Origin of the sequence: Sphingosinicella ginsenosidimutans, assembly GCF_007995055.1 — a bacterium.
In the GTDB taxonomy this organism is placed as follows: Bacteria; Pseudomonadota; Alphaproteobacteria; order Sphingomonadales; family Sphingomonadaceae; genus Allosphingosinicella; species Allosphingosinicella ginsenosidimutans.
This window is the reverse complement of the sequence record NZ_VOQQ01000001.1, coordinates 849,212-868,561: the sequence shown is the minus strand read 5'-3', so window position 1 is coordinate 868,561 and position 19,350 is coordinate 849,212. Positions and strand designations below refer to the sequence as shown.

Annotated in this window: 13 protein-coding genes and 1 tRNA gene; 10 read left to right on the top strand and 4 right to left on the bottom strand. The window is 68.1% G+C overall.

What is annotated here, in order from left to right:
- Window positions 1-143: 143 nt before the first annotated feature.
- The 5 genes from FRZ32_RS04235 to FRZ32_RS04215 all read left to right on the top strand — a co-directional run bounded on the left by FRZ32_RS04235 (window position 144) and on the right by FRZ32_RS04215 (window position 7,443).
- A tRNA-Gln gene (locus FRZ32_RS04235) sits at window positions 144-217 on the top strand.
- 333 nt (window positions 218-550) lie between these two features.
- On the top strand, window positions 551-1,768 hold the full coding sequence (locus FRZ32_RS04230) for an efflux RND transporter periplasmic adaptor subunit (RefSeq protein ID WP_147042333.1): 1,218 nt from the start codon (window positions 551-553) through the stop codon (window positions 1,766-1,768).
- Between the two features lie 7 nt (window positions 1,769-1,775).
- Window positions 1,776-4,991 (top strand): efflux RND transporter permease subunit, encoded by a 3,216-nt coding sequence (locus FRZ32_RS04225; RefSeq protein ID WP_147042331.1) that lies wholly within the window; start codon window positions 1,776-1,778, stop codon window positions 4,989-4,991.
- Entirely contained in the window at window positions 4,988-6,436 is a 1,449-nt protein-coding gene (locus tag FRZ32_RS04220) for an efflux transporter outer membrane subunit (RefSeq protein ID WP_147042330.1), read from the top strand. Before FRZ32_RS04225 ends, FRZ32_RS04220 begins: the two co-directional genes overlap by 4 nt.
- Before the next feature lie 89 nt (window positions 6,437-6,525).
- Window positions 6,526-7,443 carry a glutaminase gene (locus FRZ32_RS04215; protein WP_147042329.1) on the top strand — a complete coding sequence of 306 codons (918 nt, stop codon included), beginning with the start codon at window positions 6,526-6,528 and terminating at the stop codon, window positions 7,441-7,443.
- A gap of 325 nt (window positions 7,444-7,768) precedes the next feature.
- Here FRZ32_RS04215 and FRZ32_RS04210 read toward each other — a convergent pair whose 3' ends face one another.
- From FRZ32_RS04210 to FRZ32_RS04200, 3 genes are all read right to left on the bottom strand, one after another.
- Window positions 7,769-8,530 carry a LytR/AlgR family response regulator transcription factor gene (locus FRZ32_RS04210; protein WP_147042328.1) on the bottom strand — a complete coding sequence of 254 codons (762 nt, stop codon included), beginning with the start codon at window positions 8,528-8,530 and terminating at the stop codon, window positions 7,769-7,771.
- Between the two features lie 33 nt (window positions 8,531-8,563).
- Window positions 8,564-9,667 carry a sensor histidine kinase gene (locus FRZ32_RS04205; RefSeq protein WP_158635827.1) on the bottom strand — a complete coding sequence of 368 codons (1,104 nt, stop codon included), beginning with the start codon at window positions 9,665-9,667 and terminating at the stop codon, window positions 8,564-8,566.
- 161 nt (window positions 9,668-9,828) lie between these two features.
- Complete coding sequence (locus tag FRZ32_RS04200) at window positions 9,829-11,079, bottom strand: metal-dependent hydrolase family protein (RefSeq protein ID WP_147042326.1); 1,251 nt, start codon at window positions 11,077-11,079, stop codon at window positions 9,829-9,831.
- 123 nt (window positions 11,080-11,202) lie between these two features.
- Here FRZ32_RS04200 and FRZ32_RS04195 point away from each other — a divergent pair, with 123 nt between their 5' ends.
- Together FRZ32_RS04195 and cydB are read left to right on the top strand one after the other, a co-directional pair.
- On the top strand, window positions 11,203-12,612 hold the full coding sequence (locus tag FRZ32_RS04195; protein WP_147042325.1) for a cytochrome ubiquinol oxidase subunit I: 1,410 nt from the start codon (window positions 11,203-11,205) through the stop codon (window positions 12,610-12,612).
- Window positions 12,612-13,607, top strand: a complete 996-nt coding sequence (cydB, locus tag FRZ32_RS04190) for a cytochrome d ubiquinol oxidase subunit II (RefSeq protein WP_147042324.1) — start codon at window positions 12,612-12,614, stop codon at window positions 13,605-13,607. Before FRZ32_RS04195 ends, cydB begins: the two co-directional genes overlap by 1 nt.
- A gap of 27 nt (window positions 13,608-13,634) precedes the next feature.
- Here the strand turns inward: cydB and FRZ32_RS04185 are convergent, their stop codons facing one another.
- On the bottom strand, window positions 13,635-14,015 hold the full coding sequence (locus FRZ32_RS04185; RefSeq protein ID WP_147042323.1) for a VOC family protein: 381 nt from the start codon (window positions 14,013-14,015) through the stop codon (window positions 13,635-13,637).
- Between the two features lie 136 nt (window positions 14,016-14,151).
- Here FRZ32_RS04185 and FRZ32_RS04180 point away from each other — a divergent pair, with 136 nt between their 5' ends.
- From FRZ32_RS04180 to FRZ32_RS04170, 3 genes are read left to right on the top strand one after another with little or no spacing between them, the layout of a single operon-like run.
- On the top strand, window positions 14,152-14,547 hold the full coding sequence (locus tag FRZ32_RS04180; protein WP_147042322.1) for a DOPA 4,5-dioxygenase family protein: 396 nt from the start codon (window positions 14,152-14,154) through the stop codon (window positions 14,545-14,547).
- A 42-nt stretch (window positions 14,548-14,589) separates the two neighbouring features.
- Window positions 14,590-16,404 carry an ABC-F family ATP-binding cassette domain-containing protein gene (locus FRZ32_RS04175; RefSeq protein ID WP_147042321.1) on the top strand — a complete coding sequence of 605 codons (1,815 nt, stop codon included), beginning with the start codon at window positions 14,590-14,592 and terminating at the stop codon, window positions 16,402-16,404.
- A 54-nt stretch (window positions 16,405-16,458) separates the two neighbouring features.
- Window positions 16,459-19,320 (top strand): M16 family metallopeptidase, encoded by a 2,862-nt coding sequence (locus FRZ32_RS04170; protein WP_147042320.1) that lies wholly within the window; start codon window positions 16,459-16,461, stop codon window positions 19,318-19,320.
- Window positions 19,321-19,350: the final 30 nt, after the last annotated feature.

Below are 19,350 nucleotides of genomic sequence, written 5' to 3'. Positions count from 1 at the left end.
CGTCTCTTATCTTATCGTTACGGGCGGCCGGGGCTGCCCTTTGACTTGCCCTCCTTCTACATGAACGGCTTTTCGGGAGCAAGGCGGCGGGCGCCGCGCCGCGTTGACAGCGGGCGCGCCCGCGCCTATCTCGCCCGCCTCGTTGCCCGATCGTCTAATGGTAAGACTACGGACTCTGACTCCGTCAATCGTGGTTCGAATCCACGTCGGGCATCCACCTTTCCCCTTGCGTCAAGGCCAAGCGCCGGTCTCTGGGAGGGCGCGACGTTCGGCGCGCTCGGAGGATGTTCGCCGTTGCCCTCGCCTATCTGTCGGCTTTTTAAGTTGACGTTCGCGAGCCCCGGGCCTCATGCCGCGCTCGGCCTGCGCCGGGCAGGCCGACGCTCCGGGATCGGGGGTCTGCCGTTCGGGCGGACGTTCCGGGGCGCAAGGGCTGCCGGTCTCGTGCCGGCCCGGATCCTGAGGTCGCGGATCGTCGGGTTCGCGATCGCGTTCGATGCACATTGAGTAAGGGACGGAGGCCGGTTTGAACGGTGGCGACAGGACGGATATGGCCGGCCGATCAAGCAGCAGCCCCTCCATCGCGCGTCGGTTCAGCAGAGCGGTCTTCGCCGGTGCCACGATCGCGACGCTTGCGCTCGCCGGCTGTTCGGGCGGCGACGGCAATGGCCGTGGCGGGCGCGGCCGGGGCGACGAGGGAACGCCGCAGGTCGGCTTCGTCGTCGTCCAGCAAAGCCAGGTCCCGATCGTTTCCGAACTGAACGGCCGCACCTCGGCCTATGAGGTGTCGGACGTGCGGCCGCAGGTTTCCGGCGTGATCCGCGCCCGCCTGTTCACCGAAGGCGGAATGGTCCGCGCCGGGCAGACGCTCTACCAGATCGATCCCGCGCCCTTCCAGGCGGCGGTGGCGCAGGCGCGCGCCAATCTTGCCGCCGCGCGCGCCAATCGTGACGCCGCCCGCACCCGCGCCCAGCGCTACGCGCCGTTGGCGCGGATGGAGGCGGTGAGCCAGCAGGACCTGACCGACGCCGAATCGGCGGCGCGACAGGGCGATGCTGCGGTCCAGCAGGCGCGCGCCGCGCTGGAAACGGCGGAAATCAACCTGCGCTACACCCGCGTTCCGGCCCCGATCAGCGGCCGGATCAGCCGCTCGCTGGTCACCGTTGGCGCGCTCGTCACCGCCAACCAGACCGAGGCGATCGCGACGATCCAACGTCTCGATCCGATCTATGTCGACATCCAGCAATCGAGCACCGATCTGCTCGCCTTGCGCCGCGCGCTGGCGAGCGGCGGCGCGGTTCCGGCGAGCGCCGCGGTGCGGCTCAAGCTCCAGGACGGCAGCGACTATGGCTATGCCGGGACCGTCCAGTTTTCCGAGGTGACGGTCGATCCGAGCACCGGCACGGTCACGCTCCGGGCGCAATTTCCCAATCCGCAGGGACTGCTGCTTCCCGGCATGTTCGTTCAGGCCATCTTCGCCCAGGCCATCGATACGCGCGCGATCCTGGTGCCGGAGGCCGGCGTCTCGCGCGATCCAAGGGGCAATGCGACGGTGTTCGTCGTCGGCCGCGACAACCGGATCGTCCAGCGCACCGTGACCGCGGATCGAACGCAGGGGACGAACTGGGTGGTCACGGCGGGGCTGAACCCGGGCGATCGAGTGGTGACGGAAGGCACCGCGCGCGTCCGGCCGGGGCAGCTGGTCCAGCCGGTCCCGGCGGGCTCTTCCCAGCGGGTCGCGCCGCCGACGGGCCGCCGCGGAGGCTGATCCCGAAATGCTCTCGCGGATTTTCATCGACCGGCCGATCTTCGCCTGGGTCATCGCGATCATCATCATGCTCGCCGGCCTCGGCTCGATCTACACGCTGCCGGTCGAGCAATATCCCGATATCGCCCCGCCCAACGTCAACATCCGCGCGAACTTCCCCGGCGCCTCGGCGCAGACGCTGGAAAACAGCGTCACCCAGGTGATCGAGCAGCAGCTGACCGGGATCGACGGTCTGCTCTATTTCACCTCCAATTCGAGCTCGCGCGGGCAGGTCACGATCACCGCGACCTTCGACAAGGGCGTCGATCCCGACACCGCCCAGGTCCAGGTCCAGAACAAGGTCCAGCAGGCGCTGCCCCGTCTTCCCCAGCAGGTGCAGCAGCAGGGGCTGGTCGTCACCAAGTCCAATCCGGATTTCCTGCTGATCGCCGCGGTCTATGATTCGACCGACCGGATGACGAACCAGGACGTCTCCGATTATCTCATCTCCAATTTCCAGGATGCCCTGGGCCGGATTCCCGGCGTCGGCGATACCAACGTGTTCGGCGCGCAATATGCGATGCGCATCTGGCTCGATCCGCAGAAGCTGGCGAGCTACCAGCTGATGCCGAGCGACGTCACCGCGGCGATCCAGTCGCAGAATACCGAGGTCGCGGCCGGCGAGGTCGGCGCGCAGCCGATGCCGCAGGGTCAGATGCTCGACGCGACGGTCACCGCCCAGTCGCGGCTCCAGACCCCGCAGCAATTCCGCGACATCATCCTCAAGACCCAGGCCGACGGGTCGATGGTGCGCCTGTCCGATGTCGCGAGGGTCGAGCTCGGCGCCGAGAATTACCAGGTCATCAGCCGTATCAACGGCCATCCGGGCGCTGGCATCGCCGTCAGCCTGGCGCCGGGCGCCGACGCGCTCACCACCGCGGAGCTGGTCAAGACGGAGATCGAGCGGCGCGCGCACGATTTCCCGCCGGGGCTGGAATATACCTTCCCGTCGGACACCACCGGCTTCATCAAGCTGTCGGTGGAGGAGGTCGCCAAGACGCTGGTCGAGGCGATTGTGCTCGTCGTCCTCGTCATCTTCGTCTTCCTCCAGGGATGGCGGCCGACGCTGGTTCCGGCGATCGCGGTGCCGGTCGTCCTGCTCGGCACCTTCGCGGTGCTCGGCATCGCCGGCTTCTCGATCAACACGCTGACGCTGTTCGGGCTCGTCCTCGTCGTCGGCCTGCTCGTCGACGATGCGATCGTGGTGGTCGAGAATGTCGAGCGTCTGCTCGAGGAAAATCCCGGGATGAGCCCGCGCGAGGCGACGATCAAATCGATGGGCGAGATCCAGATGGCGCTGATCGCGATCGCGATGGTGCTGTCGGCGGTGTTTCTTCCCATGGCCTTTTTCGGCGGATCGACCGGCGTCATCTACCGCCAGTTCTCGATCACGATCGTGTCGGCGATGGTGCTCTCGGTGATCGTCGCCCTCATCCTGAGCCCCGCGATCACCGCCAACCTGCTCAAGAGCAAGCAATATGAAGCGACGCACGAAAGCATGTTGTCGCGTCGCTTCCCGGCGGTCTCGGCGCGGCTCGCCGCCGCCGCGTCCGGCTTCAACCGCGGCTTCGCATCGCTGGTCGAAAAGCATCAGAACGCGACGCGCTACGTCACCGATCGCAAGTGGCTTTTCCTCGCCATCTACGGCGCGATCACGCTGCTGCTCGTCATCATGTTCTTCCGGCTGCCGACCAGCTTCCTTCCGGTCGAGGATCAGGGAAGCGCGCAGATCCAGTACACGCTTCCGCCCGGCGCGACGCAGGGCCGCACGCTTGCCGTGCAGCAGGCGGTCGAGCGCTATTTCCTGAACCAGGAGCAGCGCAACGTCGCGGCGGTGTTCACGGTCAGCGGCTCGGCCGGCGGCGGGCAGGGCGGCGGCCAGAATGTCGGGCGCGGCTTCCTCAATCTCCAGCCTTGGGACCAGCGTCATGGCCGCGAGAACAGCGCCGATGCGATCACCCGGCGGGCGACCCGGGCGTTGTCGGGAATGCGCGATGTCGAATTCTACGCGACCGTGCCGCCGGCGATCCGCGGCCTCGGCCAGTCGAACGGCTTCACGATGGAGCTCCAGAACACCGGCGCGCTGAGCTACCAGGAGTTCAAGGCCGCGCGCGATCGGTTGCTTCAGGCCGCGCGCAACGATCCGAGCCTCGCCAATGTCCGCCTGTCGGGGCTTGAGGACGTGCCGACGCTCCATGTCGCCTGGGACGAGGCGGCGATGCACACGCTCGGGCTCAGCCAGGCCGACGTCAACGACACGCTCTCGACCGCCTGGGGCGGGCGCTACGTCAACGACTTCGTCGATCGCGGCCGCGTCAAGCGCGTCTATGTCATGGGCGATGCGCCCTTCCGCGCCGATCCGTCCGATCTCGGCAAATGGTATGTTCGCACGTCGAGCGGGACGATGGCGCCATTTTCCTCCTTCGCGCGCACCTCCTGGTCGCAGGCGCCGACGACGCTGAGCCGGTTCAACGGCATCTCCAACTATGAATTCCAGGGCCAGGCGGCGCCCGGCTATTCCTCGGGAGATGCGATGAACCGGATGGCGCAGCTCGCCGCGCAGATCCCGGGCACCTCGGTCGCGTGGAGCGGCCTTTCCTACCAGGAGCGGCTGTCCTCGGGCCAGGCGCCCTATCTCTACGGCATCTCGCTGCTGGTCGTCTTCCTGTGCCTCGCGGCGCTTTACGAAAGCTGGTCGATCCCCGTCGCGGTGCTGCTGGTGATCCCGCTCGGGCTGGTCGGCGCGATCTTCGCGGTGACCTTGCGCGGGCTGCAGAACGACGTTTTCCTCCAGATCGGCCTGCTCACCACCATGGGCCTTGCCTCCAAGAACGCGATCCTCATGATCGAATTTGCCGAACAGGCGGAAAAGCGCGGCGCCCGCATCATCGACGCGGCGCTGGAGGCGGCCCGGATCCGTCTGCGGCCGATCCTGATGACCTCGATGTCGTTCATGGCCGGCGTCTTCCCCCTCGCGGTCGCGTCAGGCGCGGGGGCCAATAGCCGCATCGCGATCGGCACGTCGGTGATCGGCGGGATGCTGACCGCGACGATCCTCGCCATCTTCTACATCCCGCTCTTCTTCGTGCTGGTCCGCCGTTCGACCCGCAACGTGTTGAGCCACCTCCACCATCATGACGACGATGCGCCGCCCGCGACGCCGGCGCCGGAGCCCGCCCAATGAGCCGCCGCCTCGCCTCGATCGCGGCGCTCGCGCTCGCTGGCTGCACGATGGAGCCGCATTACCAGCGGCCCGAAGCGCCGGTGCCGCCGAGCTGGCCGGCCGGCGACGCCTATCTCAGGCAGAGCGAAGCGGCGCTGCCCAGCCTGTCCCGGCGCGACATCTTCCGCGATCCGAACCTGCAGGCGCTGATCGATTCCGCGCTCGCCAACAATCGCGATCTTCGCGTCGCCGCCGCCAATGTCGCCGCGGCGCGGGCGCAGTTCCGCGTCCAGCGCGCCGATCTCTTCCCCCATGTCGATGCCGGCGCGGGGGCCTCGATCGGCGACCGCGGCAATGTCGCGGGCAACGGCAATGGCGGCGGGACGCAGGAGTCCTATTCCGCCGATCTCGGCGTCAGCGCGTTCGAGCTCGACCTGTTCGGCCGCGTCCGCAGCCTGAGCCACGCCGCGCTCCAGGATTATTTCGCGACCGAAGCCGCGCAGCGGTCGACCCGCCTCGCGCTGATCGGCGAGATCGCCAACGCCTATCTGGCCTACGCCGCCGACCGGAGCCTGCTCGCGATCGCCGTCGCGACGCGCGACAATGCCCAGCGTTCGGTGCAGCTCACCGATCAGCGGCTGCGCGGCGGGATCGCCTCGCGGATCGACCTCAGGCAGGCGCAGACCATCCTCGAGACCGCGCAGAGCGACGTCGCCAGCCAGACCACCGCGGTCGCGCAGGATCGAAACCTCCTCCAGCTCCTCGTCGGCGCGCCGATCGACGATGCCCTGCTCCCGGCGAGCCTCGACGCGGTGGACGGCCAGCTCGGCGAGCTGCCGGCGGGCCTCAGCTCCGAAATCCTGCTTCGCCGCCCCGACGTGGTGGAGGCCGAATATCGGCTCCGTTCGGCCAATGCCCGGATCGGCGCGGCGCGAGCGGCCTTCTTCCCGAGGATCAGCCTCACCGGCCTGCTCGGCGTCGCCAGCGATGCGCTCTCGTCGCTCTTCACCGGCGGCGCCTTCACCTGGAATGCCGGCGCCAGCGCCTCGCTGCCGATCTTCGATGCCGGGGCCAATCGCGGCAATTTGCGGCTGTCCGAGGCGCAGCGTGACGCTGCGCTCGCCCAATATGAGCAGACGATCCAGACCGCCTTCCGCGAGGTATCGGATGCCCTCGCCCGGCGGGGCACGATCGATGCGCAGCTTGGCGCCCAGCGCCGCCTGGTCGCGGCGGCGGCGGACAATGCGCGGCTCACCGACGCGCGCTATCGCGGCGGCATCGACACCTTCCTCGACAGCCTCGACGCCCAGCGCACGCTCTATGGCGCGCAGCGGACGCTGATCGCGACCCGCCTCGCGCGCGCCGGCAATCTCGTCGATCTCTACACCAGCCTCGGCGGCGATGCGCTGACGGATGTCGCGCCTTATTCCCGGCAGACGCCCGGGCCGGCGGGCGAACAGCCCTAGCGCGTCATTTCCCCGCAAGCGGGAATCCGGCTTTCCTTCCAGCGGCCGGTGGCTGAAAAGGGCGGGCGCAACAGGCGCAGGGGGCGCGAATGGACGAGCTGCTTGCCGAGGTGCTTGCCGAGATCGAGCCGCATCGCGGACGCGGACGCGTCGCCGATTACATCCCCGCGCTCGCCCGGGTCGATCCGAACAGGTTCGGCATCGCCTTCGCCGGCAGGGACGGCATGGTCCACGGCGCCGGCGATTGCGACGAGCCCTTTTCGATCCAGTCGATCTCCAAGGTGTTCATGCTCCAGCTCGCTCTCGACAAGGTCGGCGCGAAGCTGTGGGACAAGGTCGGCCGCGAACCATCGGGCAGCGCGTTCAACTCGATCGTCCAGCTCGAAAGCGAGCGCGGCATCCCGCGCAATCCGCTGATCAACGCCGGGGCGATGGTCGTCACCGATCACCTGATCGGCAACGGCACGATGGGCGAGGCGCTGGAGTCCCTGCTCGGTCTGCTGCGCGCCGAATCGCGCGACGAGCGGGTCCATATCGACGAGGAAGTCGCGCACAGCGAGGCGCGGACGGGATCGCGCAACCGCGCGCTCGCCTGGTTCATGAAGAGCTTCGGCACGCTTTCGAACGATGTCGAGACGGTGCTGGAGGGCTATTTCCATCAATGCGCGGTGGCGATGAGCTGTCGCCAGCTTGCCCGCGCCGCCTTGTTCCTCGCCTTTGACGGGCGCGATCCCGAGACCGGGCGGCAGGTGACCGCATGGCATCGCGCGCGGCGCATTAACAGCGTGATGATGCTGTGCGGCCATTACGACAATTCGGGCGAATTCGCCTTCCGCGTCGGCCTGCCCGGCAAATCGGGCGTCGGCGGCGGGATTCTCGCGATCGTGCCGGGGGAGGGCGCCATCGCCGTCTGGTCGCCGGGCCTCAACGCGGCCGGGACGAGCGAAACCGGCGCGCTCGCGCTCGAAATGCTGGTCGAAAAGACACGCTGGTCGGTGTTCGTCTGACGCATTCGTCGGCCTCTGCGGCGCATTGGTCGCGCCGGCGCGGCCTCGTCGAACGCCACGCCATCGCCATCGCATCGGCCATGCGCTTCGCCCCGGGCCGGCCTAGGGGCAGCGCCGCGGCGCCAATGCCGCTGGAAAGGACGAACGAGATGACGAAATCCGAGAACTTCCGCATGCTGGCCACCGTGGTCGCAGCGTTCTTCGTCAGCGGCATGCTGATGACCGCGAGCACCTCCACCGGCCTGCTGGCCTGAGCCGCATGGGCGGCCAATACCGAACGGGGCGCGCTGTCCGATAGCAACGCGCCCCGTTTCTGATTCACGCCTCAATCGAAGTTGAGCGCTTCCTTCACCGCCGCGACATAGCTCGGCCCGACCTGCACCTCGGCGCCGTCGGCAAGCACCAGGCTCATCGACCGGTGCCCCTTGCGGACCTCCGTCACCCGATCCGGCCGGACGAAGGCCGAACGGTGAACCCGAAGCAACGGCGATCCCCGCAGCCGCTCCTCCAGCGATGTCATCGTGATCCTGAGCAGATGGCTGCGCAGCTGCGTGTGGAGCAGCACATAGTCGCGCGCCGCCTCGATCCAGTCGATCGCCTCGATCGGCACGCGCCGTTGCCCGTTGCGCTCGGGCACCCAGAAACCATCGTCGAGTCCCGCCCCCTCTCCAGTCTTGAGCGCCGCGACCTCGGCGGACAGTTTCTGCGCGAGCGCCGCGTTCGACCGCATGGATTGCCGCCGCCGCGCGCGATCGATCGCCTGTCGCAGCCGATCGAAGCGGACAGGCTTCAGCAGGTAATCGGCGGCGTCCACCTCGAACGCGTCCGGCGCATAATGCTCGTGCGCGGTCACGAAGACGAGCTCCGGCCTCGGCTCGATGTCGATGCTGGCGGCGGCGCGCAGGCCGTTGCGGCCGGGCATCTGCACATCCATGATGACAAGGTCGGGCGTCAGCTCCCGGATCCGGTCGAGCGCCTCGTTGCCGTCGCGCGCCTCGCCGATCACATCGACATCGTCGATATCGCCGAAAAACGTCCGCAGCCGATCCAGCGCCAGTGGTTCGTCGTCGACCAACAGAACCCGCATTCGCCCCTTGCCCTCCCCGGCCATTTCTTTCGGTCACACCGGGCGTTGAGTCAATTCGCGCGGCGGATCGCGGGGGATCAGGATGGTGGCGATGTAGCGGCCGTGCTCCGGCCCGGCATTGAGCGTCGCCGCCCCCCCGTAGATATTCTCCAGCCGCCGCCGCACATTGGCGATGCCGAAGCCGGCGCCGGTGGTGCCACGAAGCATGTCGGCATCCTTCTCGCCAAGCTCGTTGGCGACGGTGATCCGCAGCCCCCCTTCCTCGATCGCAGCGTCGATCTGGATATGCACCGGCTCGCGCGATCGTGCGACGCCGTGCTTCACCGCATTTTCGACGAGCGGCTGGACGAGGAAGCTCGGGATGATGGCGTTGCAGGCGTCGTCCGCGCAATGGACGGTCACGTCGAGCCGGTCGCCGAAGCGGACGCTTTCGATCTGCAGATATTCCTCGGTCAGCGCGAGCTCGTCGTCGAGGCGGGTGAGCCCGGCCGGATCGGCGTTGAGCGAGTTCCTGAGGAAGGTCGACAGCCGCTCGGTCATCGCCTCGGCATCGTCGTTGCGCCGGGTGACGATCAGCGAAGAGATCGAATTGAGCGCGTTGAACAGGAAATGCGGGTTGAGCTGGTAGCGCAGCGCCTGGAGCTGCGCCGCCTGTGCGGCCTTGTCGGCCTGGGCGAGGCGCCGCTCCTGCGCGATCGCGGCGCGCCGGGCGTGATTGACGTGGAACAGCACCATGTTCGCGCCGAACACCAGGATGTAGTTCAGCATCGAGGAATAGGCGCGCACGAAATCGGTTGGAAGCGTCTGCCAGGCGGTCGCGACATGATCGCCGATCCAGCCCTGGAAAAGCAGGTCGAGCACCGTGTTGACGGCGGCGGTCGCGATCACGGCGCCAGCGCGCAGCGGCAATCGCATCCAGGCCGGCATCGTCATCGTCACGCGTGAGGCGAGGTACATCAGCATCGCGAGCGCGATCGAATAGAGAAACGTCGAACAATCGATCGCGACTCCGGTCCAATCCTCGCCCTCGTGCCGGCGGATGATCAGCGGCAGGAACATCAAAAGGACGAAGAACCACAGCGCGATCGTCGAGCGCAGGGCTTCCCACCAGCGCGAATAAGCGAGCGATTCTTCCATGCGCCGCGCGATCCTCTGAAACAGGGAGTGATTCTGCCCTCGAAAGCGCGGTCTGTCACGGGCGATCGTCGTCATCCTTCCCGGCTGCCCGGGGCGCTCGCAAGGGCCAAGCCCGGCGTGACGAATGCGAAAGCCGCTGCGACGAATTTGTAAGCTGGCGTTCAGGGTTCGCGGTAGAGCACGCCGCCCTTCATCACCATCCGCACCTGCCGCACCGCATGGATGTCGGCGGTGGGATCGCCGGCAACCGCGACCAGATCGGCCAGCAGGCCCGGCCGGATCGCGCCGCGATCGGCGAGGTGGAAGATCGCGGCATTGCCCGATGTCGCGGCGACCAGCACGGCGGCGGGGCGCATCCCCCAGGCGGCCATCAACTCCATCTCGCGCGCATTCTCCCCGTGCGGGAAGACGCCGACATCGCCGCCGACGCACATCCGCACCCCGGCCGCGAGCGCCGCGGCGAAGCTCGCCCGCTTGGCGCGGATCGACTCCGGCTCAGGCGCCTCGCCGTTCCAGCCGCGATAGCGGGCGATCGCGTCGGTCGCGGCCAGCGTCGGGCAATAGCCGACATCATGCTCGCGCATCAGGCGGAACACTTCCGGCGTCCCGCCGTCGCCATGTTCGATCGTGTCGATCCCGGCCAGGATCGCGCGGCGCATCCCTTCGGCCGTGCCGGCATGGGCGGCGGTGGTGCGTCCGGCCGAATGGGCTGCCTCGATCGCGGGCCTCAGCTCCTCGGCAAGGAAGGTCGGACGGCTCGGCTCGCCGGGCCGCCAGCGATAGTCGGTGTAGAATTTCACCACGTCGGCGCCGGCGCCGATCTGGTGACGGACGGTGGCGACGAGATGATCGCCGTCCGATTCCTCGGCGCCGAGCGCGGCCAGCTCGGGATCGGCAAGCTTCGGCCCATAGGCGCCGGTAGCGACGATCGCCCGGGTCGCGACGATCATCCGCGGGCCGGGGACGATGCCCCGGTCGATCGCGTCGCGAAGTCCGACGTCGGCATAGCCGGCGCCTTCCGTGCCGAGATCGCGCTCGGTGGTGAAACCGGCCATCAGCGTGTCGCGCGCCGAGACGGTCGCCCGCGCCACCCGCATCGCGAGCGGCTCGCGAAGCACCTGATCGTCCCAGCTCGTCTCGTTATAGGGATGAAGGAAGATGTGCCCGTGGCCCTCGATCATGCCGGGCATCAGCGTCATCCCGGGAAGGTCGATCACGCGGGCGTCGGCGGGCGCGCGCAGGTCCGGGCCAGCGGCAACGATATGGTCTCCCTCGACAAGCACTTGCCAGCCGGCATGGGGCGCCGGATCGACGCCGTCGAACACCCGCGCCGGACGAAGCAGGATCGGCGGATCGGCGACCGCCTGGGTCGCGCCCAGGCAGAGCAGAATCAGCGCCAGCAACACGCGCATTGGTACCTCCCGGGCAAAAATGTTATAGGCCGCTCGTCTCCGTCCCACCTATCATTGCGTAGGCTCCGTCTGCCTCATGCACGCAAATGCGACAGACCTCCGGCCGAAGGCAAGGGGAGCTCGATGACCGTATCCGATGCCGCATTGCTGCTTGCGCGATGGCAGTTCGCCTTCACCGTCAGCTTCCATTTCCTGTTTCCCGCCTTCACCATCGGGCTGGCCTCCTATCTCGCCGTGCTCGAAGGGCTGTGGCTGAAGACGGGGCAGGACCGCTACCTGAACCTGTTCAGATACTGGCTGAAGATCTTTTCGGTCGTCTTCGCGATGGGCGTGGTCTCCGGAATCGTCCTCTCCTACCAGTTCGGCACCAACTGGTCGGTCTTCTCCGACCGCGCCGGCCCGGTGATCGGCCCGCTCATGGCCTATGAGGTGCTGACCGCCTTCTTCCTCGAGGCCGGCTTCCTGGGCGTCATGCTGTTCGGCATGGACAAGGTGGGACGCGGCCTGCATTTCGCCGCGACCTGCCTGGTCGCGGTCGGCACCTGCATTTCCGCCTTCTGGATCCTCTCGGCCAACAGCTGGATGCAGACGCCGGCGGGCTGGGCGATGAACGGTGAGGGCCAGTTCGTCCCGGTCGACTGGCTCGCCGTGATCTTCAATCCCAGCTTCCCCTATCGGCTCGTCCACACGGTGATCGCCGCCTATCTCACCACCGCCCTGGCGGTCGGCGGCGTGGCTGCCTGGCACCTGCTGAGGGGCCGCGCGACGGCTGAGGTGAAGACGATGTTCTCCATGGCCATGTGGATGGCCGCGATCGTCACCCCGATCCAGATTCTCGCCGGCGACCAGCAGGGGCTCAACACGCTCGAGCACCAGCCCGCCAAGATCGCCGCGATGGAGGGGCATTATCAAAGCCACCTGTCGGGCGCGCCGCTGATCCTGTTCGGAATCCCCGACGACCGCGACCAGCAGATGCGCGCCGCGGTCGAGATTCCGCGGCTCGGCTCGCTGATCCTGCGGCACGATGCGAACGCGCCGATCGTCGGCCTCGATGCCTTCCCGCCGCGCGACCGGCCCTCGGTCGGCATTCTTTTCTGGTCCTTCCGGCTGATGGTCGGGCTCGGCGTGCTGATGCTCGCGCTCGGAATCTGGAGCTTCATCGCCCGCTGGCGGCGCCGGCTCTACGAATGGCGCTGGCTGCATCGCTTCGCGCTGCTGATGGGACCCTCGGGCTTCGTCGCGGTCATCGCCGGCTGGGTGACGACCGAGGTCGGCCGCCAGCCCTTCGTCGTCTATCACCTGCTGAGGACGGAAGACGCCGTCTCGCCGATCGCGGCGCCCGGCGTCACCGGATCGCTGATCGCCTTCGTGCTCGTCTATTGCGCCGTGTTCTCCATGGGTATTTTCTACCTCCTGCGGCTGATGGCGCATCCGCCGGCGGCGCTGGAGCCCGGGGTCGCGGAGATCCCGGTCCGCACGGCCGGCATCACCCCCGCGCCGGCGCTCGAGCGGCCAGACGAGGAGGCACGCTGATGGACCTCACTGTGATCTGGGCGATCATCATCGCCGTCGCGGTCGCGATGTACGTCTTCATGGACGGCTTCGATCTCGGCATCGGCATCCTCTTCCCTCAATTCCCGGTCGGACGCGAACGCGACCAGGCGATGAACGCGATCGCCCCGGTGTGGGACGGCAACGAGACCTGGCTGGTGATGGGCGGCGGCGGGCTGCTGGCGGCCTTTCCGCTGGCTTATGCGATCGTGCTGCCGGCGCTTTACGCGCCGCTGATCGCGATGCTGCTCGGCCTCGTCTTCCGCGGCGTCGCCTTCGAGTTCCGCTGGCGCGACGAGGGCCATCGCAAATTTTGGGACGCCGGCTTCTTTTTCGGCTCGCTCGTCGCGACGCTGGCGCAGGGGATCACGCTCGGCGCGCTCCTGCAGGGCATCCATATCGAGGGCCGGGCTTATGCCGGCGGCTGGTGGGACTGGCTGACTCCGTTCAGCCTGCTGACCGGACTCAGCCTCACCGTCGCCTACGCGCTGCTCGGTGCGACCTGGCTGATCTGGAAAACGGAAGGGGCGTTGCACGATCGGGTGCGCCGGATGGCCTCGTGGCTTTTCCCGGCCTTCCTGATCCTGGTCGGCGCGGTCAGCCTCGCGACCCCCTATCTCGAGCAGCAATATTATGCGCGCTGGTTCCAGATGCCGGGGTTGATGGTGACGGCGCTCATGCCGTTCCTGTTCGGCGGCGTCGCACTGGTCGGCTGGGAGGGCGTGCGGCGCGGACGGGACTTCCTCGCTTTCGTCTGCACGCTGGTCCTGTTCGCGCTGACCCTGGTCGGGCTCGGCATCTCGATCTGGCCGGACGTGATCCCGGGCCGCGTCACCATCTGGGAAGCCGCCGCGCCGCCAACCAGCCAGATATTCATGCTGATCGGCGCGGTGGTGCTGATCCCGCTCATCCTCGCCTACACCGCCTGGTCCTACTGGGTGTTTCGCGGCAAGGTCGGCGAGGATGGGTATCACTAGGGGCCGGGCGGCGCGTCGTCCCGCACATCAGCCGCGCGGTTCCGGCTCCCACAATTCGATCAAATTGCCCTCCGGATCGTGGATGTGGGCAAAACGGCCGACGCCGTCCATGTTTTCCTCGCGGGTGATCTCGATGCCGGCGGCGCGAAGATCGGCGACGAGGGCCTCAAGGCCATCGACGCGCAGATTGATCATCGCCGTGCGGTCGGCGGGGAAATAGTCGGTGTCGTGCTTGAACGGTTCGAACACCATCGGGCCGCCGGCGGTGAACCACACCCATTCGTTCGACCGGCCGGACTCGTCCGTCCCGCAGCCGCCGCCGACGCCGAGATGCGCCTTGTACCAGGCCTTGAGCGCGGGCGGGTCCTTCGCGCGGAAGAAATATCCGCCCATTCCGATGACTGGCATGTCGCCCCCCTTTCGAACCGCGCCAGTCTATCCTGAATCGTCCGCCTGGCCTATCGCCTTCGCGGCCTGCGGCCCGGTGGACGGCCTTGCCGCCACCCGCCGCCTTCGATAGGCGCGACCAGAGAGGACCCGGCCGATGAGCGATGGCGATGCGCCTTTCCACGCCCATGTCTATTTTTCCGCCGGGGAGCGCGCGGCGGCGGCCAGTCTGCGCGAGTCGTTCCAGCGCCTTGCCGGGAACGACGGGGAGCGCCGCATCCTCTTCGTCGGGCGCATGGTCGATCGCCCCGTCGGACCCCATCCGTTCCCGCAGTTCGAGATTCACTTCCCGCAGCGCACGCTCGTGCCGGTGATCGACGCGATCGAGGCGAGCGGGCTTCGCGCGCTGATCCACCCGCTCACCGACGACGATGTCGCCGATCACACGACATTGGCGCGCTGGATCGGCGCGCCGCTGGAACTCGACATCTCGGTCCTCGATCCGCCCGGCTTCAACAAGGGCGTCGGCCGGTTCGGCAGCAGCGATTTCTAGTCCCGGGGTGACGGCTCCGCAGCGACGCCCTATCTGGCCGCCATGGCAGCACCTGTTCTCGCTTATGAAAATCTCGGCCTCGTCCAGGGGGCCGGCTGGCTCTTCCGCCATCTCGACCTGTTCGTCGGCGCGCGCGACCGGCTCGCGCTGATCGGGCGCAACGGCGCGGGCAAGACGACCTTGCTCAAATGCCTCGCCGACCTCATCGAAACCGATGAGGGGCGGCGCACGATCCAGCCCGGCACCAAGGTCGTGCTCCTGGAACAGGATCCGGACGTGACGCGCTTTGCGACGCTTCGCGATTTCGCCCTGTCGGGGCCGGCGGCGGCGCACGAAGTCGAGGCGATCGCCGATCAGATCGGGCTCGATCTCTCGCGTGAGGCGAAGACCGCATCGGGCGGCGAACGCCGCCGCGCGGCGATCGCGCGCGCGCTGGCGGCAGAGCCGGACGTGCTTCTGCTCGACGAGCCGACCAACCATCTCGATCTCGCCGGCATCGAATGGCTGGAGGACTGGCTCGGCCGCTATACCGGCGCGTTCATCGTCATCAGCCACGATCGCACCTTTCTCACCCGCCTCACCCGCTCGACCTTCTGGCTCGATCGCGGGCAGCTGCGGCGCGCCGAGGTCGGCTATGGCGGGTTCGAGGCATGGACCGAGCGGGTCTATGAAGAAGAGGCGCGCGCCGCCGAAAAGCTCGACGCGAAGCTGAAGCTGGAACTGCACTGGCTCCAGCGCGGCGTGACCGCGCGGCGCCGGCGCAACCAGGGGCGGCTCGCGAAACTGCACGAAATGCGCGCGGCCCGCGCCGCGATGCTCGGCCCTGCCGGGACGGCCAAGCTCGCGGTCGAGAATGACGACGTGCGCACCAAGATGGTGATCGAGGCGGATCAGGTGACCAAGAGATTTGGTGACCGCACGATCATCCGGGATTTCACGCTGCGGATCCAGCGCGGCGACCGGATCGGCGTCGTCGGCGCCAACGGCACGGGAAAGACGACCCTGCTCAAGCTGCTGACCGGCGAGATCGCGCCGGACGAAGGCACGGTGACGCGCGCCAGGACCCTGTCCGGCGTGATGATCGACCAGCAAAGGAAGCTGCTCGATCCCGACAAGCGCGTTCGCGACATTCTCGCCGACGGCGGCGACTGGATCGAGGTGCGCGGCCACAAGAAGCATGTGCAGGGCTATCTCAAGGAGTTCCTGTTCGATCCGAACCTGGTGGATGCAAAGGTCGGCAGCCTGTCGGGCGGCGAGCGATCGCGCCTGCTGCTCGCGCGCGAGTTCGCGCGGCGATCGAACCTGCTGGTGCTGGACGAGCCGACCAACGATCTCGACATGGAGACGCTCGATCTGCTTCAGGAGGTGATCGCCGATTATGAAGGCACCGTCCTCATCGTCAGCCACGATCGCGACTTTCTCGACCGGACGGTGACGATCACGCTCGGCCTCGATGGATCGGGCAAGGTCGACATCGTCGCCGGCGGCTATGAGGATTGGGAACGGAAAAGGAAGCGGCCCGGCCAGTCTCGCTCGCCCCGAGCACAGTCGAGGGGCGTTCGCGATGAACCCGTGCCGGCGTCCCCTGACGTCGCTCGGGACCAGCGACCGCCGGCGCGAAAAAAGCTGTCCTACAAGGATCAGCGCGATCTCGATCTCCTGCCCGGACGGATCGAGGAACTGGAGGCGGCGATCGCCCGCGATGAGGCGGCGCTGTCCGATCCGACGCTTTACGCGCGTGATCCCAAGCTGTTCGAAGCGCTGACCAATTCGATCGCCGCCGCCCGCGCCGAACGCGACGAGGCCGAGACGCGCTGGCTGGAGCTGGCGGAGCAGGCCGAGGCCCTGGCGGGTTGACGCGCGCGGACCGGCGGCGCAGCTAGCGTGCCGGTTCCTGGGAGGGTTTCATCGATGATTGGATTGCTTACGCGTGCGGCGCCGGCCGCACTGGCCATCGCCTTTCTCGGCGGCGTCGCCTCGGCGCAGACGCCGGCCCCCGCCGCGCCGGCCGCGTCCGCATCGCAGGTCGCCCCGATCGTCTATCGCACGCGCACGCTCGCCAACGGCCTTCGGGTCTATTCGATTCGCGACGCGAACACGTCGAACGTGTCGGTGCAGGTCTGGTACGATGTCGGATCGAAGGACGATCCGCGCGGACGTTCCGGCTTCGCCCACCTCTTCGAGCATCTGATGTTCAAGGCGACCCGCAACCTGCCGGCGGAGAGCTTCGATCGGATGACCGAGGATGTCGGCGGCTACAACAACGCGTCGACCAATGACGATTACACCAATTATTACGAGGTCGTCCCCGCCAACCATCTCCAGACCCTGCTGTGGGCGGAGGCCGAGCGCATGAGCGGGCTCGTCATCGATCCGGCGAGCTTCGCGTCCGAGCGGGACGTGGTGAAGGAGGAATTGCGCAGCCGCGTCCTCGCCCAGCCCTACGGCCGGCTCTTCTATCTCTATCTGCCGATGGTCTCCTATGACGTGCATCCCTATGCCCGTTCGGGCATCGGCAGCATCGAGGATCTCGATTCGGCGACGATCGACGATGTGCGCGCCTTCCACCAGGTCTATTACCGGCCCGACAATGCGGTGCTGTTCGTCGCCGGCAATTTCGACGATGCCCAGCTCGACCGCTGGATCGACCAATATTTCGGCCCGATCGCGCGCCCGACCACGCAAATCCCCCGCGTGACCGTGCAGGAACCTCCGCGAACCACGCCGCGCCACTACACCGTCTACGAACCCAACACGCCGTTGCCGGCGGTCGCCATCACCTATCCGGCGCCCGCCGCGAACGATCCCGATTCCGCGGCGATGGAGGTGCTCGACGGGATCGTCTCGACCGGCGACAGCTCGCGCCTGCACGACACGCTCGTCTATCGCGACCGGATCGCGGCGCAGGCGAGCTCGTCGCTCGATACCAAGCAGGGACGCGGCGTCTTCGCGGTCTATGCGATCCTGGCCCAGGGCCAGTCGCCCGATGCGGGGGAGGCCGGGCTTCGGCGCGAGATCGCTCGGATGCGCGACGAGCCGGTGACGGCGGCAGAACTGAGCGAAGCCAAGAACGAGCTCATCAATGCCGCGCTTCGCGAGCGCGAGACCGCCGAGGGCCAGGCCTCGACCCTTGCCGAAGCGGTTGTCGTCGCCGGCGATGCGGGCGCGGCCGACCGGCGGCTCGCCCGGATCGCCGCGGTGACGCCTGCGGACATCCAGCGGGTTGCGCGGCGCTGGCTGAACGACAACGCATCGGCCGCGATCCACTATCTGGCGGCCGAAGCGCGCCCTGAGGGCGCCGCCACCGACCAGATCGCCGTCCCTGCAACGGTGCAGACCGCAGTGCTGACGCCGCCGGCGCATCTCGACGTCGTCGAGCCTGCGCCCGAGGCGGAGCGCGTCCAGCCGCCCGCGCCGGCCCCCGCAGTCGTGCAGGCGATGCCGGTGCCGGTCACCAGCCGGCTCGCCAATGGCTTGCAGGTGGTGACGGTGCCGCGCCATGAGGTGCCGCTGGTTACGGCTGCGCTGATTGCGCGGGGAGGCGGCTCGTCTGCTGACGCCGCCGATCGCGCCGGAACCGCCGGGCTCACCGCCTCGCTGCTGACCGAAGGAACCGTGACTCGTTCGGCGACCGAAGTCCATCGCGCCGCGGAATCGCTCGGCTCCTCGCTTTCGAGCGCTGCCGGGTGGGATGGCGCCACGCTGTCGGTCACGGTGCAGACCGGCGAGCTTGATCCGGCGCTCGGCCTCATGGCCGACGTTGCCCAGCATCCGGCGCTCGCGGCGGACGAGCTGGACCGTCAGCGCGCGCTCGCCATCGACAGCGTCAATGTCGCCATGCACAGCCCGGCGGCGGTGGCGCGCATGGCGTCGGCCCGTCTCGTCTATGGCGCGGCGCCCTACGGCCACCCCGCCGGCGGCACGGCGCGCTCGCTGGCGGCGATCACCCGGGAAGACATCCAGAACGCCTATCGCAACGCCTGGACTCCCGCCGGCACGACCCTGATTCTCAGCGGCGACATCGAGCCGGCGCAGGCCCGCGCGCTTGCCGAACGCTATTTCGGAAGCTGGACCGGGGCAGCGCCTTCGCCCGCCCCGGCCGCGCCCGCGCCGGCCGCGAGCGACGCGACGAACATCGTCGTCATCGACATGCCGGGATCGGGCCAGGCGGCGGTCGCGGTGACCCGCAACACCATCGCCCGCAACGATCCAGGTTTCTATCGCGCCCTCGTCGCCAATGCGGTGCTCGGCGGCGGTTACAGCGCGCGGTTGAACCAGGAGATCCGCATCCGCAGGGGCCTCTCCTACGGCTCCGGAAGCTCGATCGATGCGCGCCGCGCGCCGGGGCCATTCTCGGCCCTGACGCAGACTCGCAACGATGCGGCCGCCGAGGTGCTCGGGCTGACGCTCGCCGAAATGCAGCGGCTCGGCGCCCAGCCGGTCCCGGCCGCCGAGCTCGACGCGCGCCGGGCCTCGCTGCTGGGCGATTTCGGCCGCGACGCCGAAACGACCTCGGGCATCGCCAGCACCATCGCCTCCTATGTCCTGCGCGATGTCAGCCCCGAGGAAATCGGTCGCTACCAGCAGGCCGTGCTCGCGATCACGCCGGCGGACGCGCAGGCGGCGGCGAGGGACCTGCTCTCGCCCGCCGGCGCGACGATCGTCATCGTCGGCGAGGCGTCGCAGTTCCTGCCCGCCCTGCAGCGCGATCATCCCAACGTGACGGTGATTCCGCTTGGCGAGCTGAACCTGGATTCAGCGACGCTGCGCTGAGGCAGATCGGGGTCGGATCGAATCGCGAGG